The sequence below is a fragment of the Phenylobacterium sp. genome (assembly GCF_004799395.1).
GTDB lineage: Bacteria > Pseudomonadota > Alphaproteobacteria > Caulobacterales > Caulobacteraceae > Phenylobacterium.
In genome coordinates this window covers 1-2,439 of sequence record NZ_SSMZ01000077.1, presented here as the reverse complement: position 1 = coordinate 2,439, position 2,439 = coordinate 1, and the positions used below count along the sequence as shown (strand labels likewise).

The following is a 2,439-nucleotide window of genomic DNA, read 5'->3' as shown; positions in this document are numbered from 1 at the left end:
GACCAATATATCGATAGGACCGAGTTCGGCCTCCACGGCGGCCACGGCGTGCTGGCAGTCGGCGAAGTTGCCGACATTGCCCTTGATGACCATGGCGCCGGTCTCGCGCTTCAGGGCCTCGGCGGCCTCGGTGTTGCCGGAGTAGCCGGCGGCGACCCTTATCCCGTCGGCGGTCAGCCGCTCGACGATCGCCCGCCCGATGCCACGGGTTCCACCCGTGACCAGCGCTACCCTGGCCATACGTTCGTTCTCCCTATCGACGGCGGCGGTTGGTCCGCCGCTCGGATCAGACCTTCTCGACGCACATGGCCACGCCCATGCCGCCGCCGACGCAGAGCGTCGCGAGGCCTTTGGTTGCGTCCGTGCGGTTCATCTCGTGCAGCAGGGTGGTCAGGATCCGGGCGCCGGACGCGCCGATCGGATGGCCGATGGCGATCGCCCCGCCGTTGACGTTGACCTTGGCCGGGTCGAGGCCGAGGTCGCGCACGACGCACAGCGACTGCGCCGCGAACGCCTCGTTGGACTCGATCAGGTCCAGGTCCGCCACCGACCAGCCCGCGCGCTCCAGCGCCTTGCGGCTGGCGGGGATCGGGCCGGTGCCCATGATTTCCGGATCGACGCCGGCGTTGGCCCAGGAGGCGATGCGCGCCAGGGGCCTCAGGCCGCGCTTCTTGGCTTCGTCGGCGCTCATCAGCACCAGGGCCGCGGCCCCGTCGTTGAGGCCCGAGGCGTTGGCGGCGGTGACCGAGCCTTCCTTGTTGAAGGCGGGTTTCAGTCCCGAGATGCTCTCCAGGGTCACGCCGTGGCGGATGAATTCGTCCTGGTCGACGACGGTGTCGCCCTTGCGGCCCTTGATGGTGACGGGCGCGATCTCGCTGGCGAACTTGCCGGCCTTCTGCGCCGCCTCGGCCTTGTTCTGGGAGCCGACCGCGAACCTGTCCTGGTCCTCGCGGGTGATCTGCCAGCGGGCCGCGATGTTCTCGGCGGTCTGGCCCATGTGATAGCCGTGGAACGCGTCCCAGAGACCGTCCTTGATCATGGTGTCCACCAGCGCCAGGTCGCCCATCTTCTGGCCGGTCCGCAGGTTCTGGGCGTGCGGCGCCTGGCTCATGCTCTCCTGGCCGCCAGCGATGACGATGTCGGCCGAGCCATCCATGATCTGCTGGGCGCCCAGCGCCACGGCCCGCAGGCCCGAGCCGCACAACTGGTTCAGGCTCCAGGCGGGGCTTTCCACCGGAATGCCGGCGTTGACGCTGGCCTGGCGGGCGGGACCCTGGCCGGCGGCGGCCTGCAGCACCTGGCCCAACACCACCTCGTCCACGTCGGCGGGGGTGATCCCCGCGCGCTCGATGGCGGCCAGGATGGCGATCTTGCCAAGTTCGTGGGCGGGCAGGCTGGAGAGCGCCCCATTGAACGAGCCCACCGGCGTGCGGGCGGCGGAGACGATGACGATGTCGGCCATGACGCGGATTCCTTGACCTCGGAGGGGACGGCCCTCCTCCATCTATTGGGAGCGCACGACATTTCCGCAACCCCGCGTGTGAATTGGCGCCGATTGCCATTCTGCTCGCATCCGCGATACTGCGCTGCAGAAACAGGGTTCGCGGAGGTTCGCGGCCCGGCATAAGGATTTGGGATGGCCGACACGGAAGGGACAGCCGCCCCGGGCGAGCGGGTTGTCATCAAGAAGTACGCCAACCGGCGACTCTACAACACCGCCTCCTCCAGCTACGTCACCCTCGAACACCTCTCCGAGATGGTGAAGAAGAACGTCGACTTCGTGGTCTATGACGCCAAGACCAACGAGGACATCACCCGCTCCGTCCTGACCCAGATCATCTTCGAGGAGGAGAGCCAGGGGCAGAGCCTGCTGCCCATCCAGTTCCTGCGCCAGTTGATCGGCTTCTACGGCAACTCGATGCAAGCCTTCCTGCCCTCGTACCTGGAGCTGTCGCTGGCCAGCTTCACCCAGCAGCAGGAGCGCATGCGCACCCAGTTCTCCGCCCTGGGCCAGACTGCGCCCGGGATCGGCGTTTTCGACGAGCAGGTGCGTCAGAACCTCGCCCTCTTCGACCGGGCGATGAAGATGTTTTCGCCGTTCGCCTACGCCGCCCGGCCGGAAGAGCCGGCGCCCGCGCCGGCCCCTAAGGCGGAACCACCGCCCGCCGCGACCGTTTCAGCCGCCGATGAGGCTCTCGTCACGCTCCGCAAACAGATGGAAGACATGCAGGCCCAGATTGAGAAGCTGGCCGGCAAGCGCTGAAGCGCGGAGCCCGGACTCGACGGGTGGCCCGAGTCCTGCACAGATAGTCGCAGCATGACGATGTCCGTCGATCCTCTCCGCAGGGCCCCCGCGGCCCGCCGCAGCCGCAAGGCCGAGAGCGAGCCCGACCGTGCCGATTTGACGCAGGAGACCGAGGCCAGCCTGCTGCCGGTCCC

The 2,439-nt window shown here is 68.1% G+C and carries 3 protein-coding genes; 1 reads left to right on the top strand and 2 read right to left on the bottom strand.

Annotated features, from left to right (window positions below; translation table 11 throughout):
* Together E8A12_RS05160 and E8A12_RS05155 are read right to left on the bottom strand one after the other, a co-directional pair.
* Positions 1-240, bottom strand: a 240-nt coding sequence (locus tag E8A12_RS05160) for an SDR family NAD(P)-dependent oxidoreductase (RefSeq protein WP_293366742.1), incomplete at its 3' end; no start/stop codon positions are given.
* A 46-nt stretch (positions 241-286) separates the two neighbouring features.
* The gene (locus E8A12_RS05155; RefSeq protein ID WP_293366740.1) at positions 287-1,462 is read right to left on the bottom strand and encodes an acetyl-CoA C-acetyltransferase; all 1,176 of its coding nucleotides are present in this window, start codon (positions 1,460-1,462) and stop codon (positions 287-289) included.
* Between the two features lie 174 nt (positions 1,463-1,636).
* Between E8A12_RS05155 and phaR the strand changes: the two genes are divergently transcribed.
* Positions 1,637-2,263: a polyhydroxyalkanoate synthesis repressor PhaR gene (phaR, locus tag E8A12_RS05150; RefSeq protein WP_293366739.1), complete on the top strand. Its 627-nt coding sequence runs from the start codon at positions 1,637-1,639 to the stop codon at positions 2,261-2,263.
* Positions 2,264-2,439: the final 176 nt, after the last annotated feature.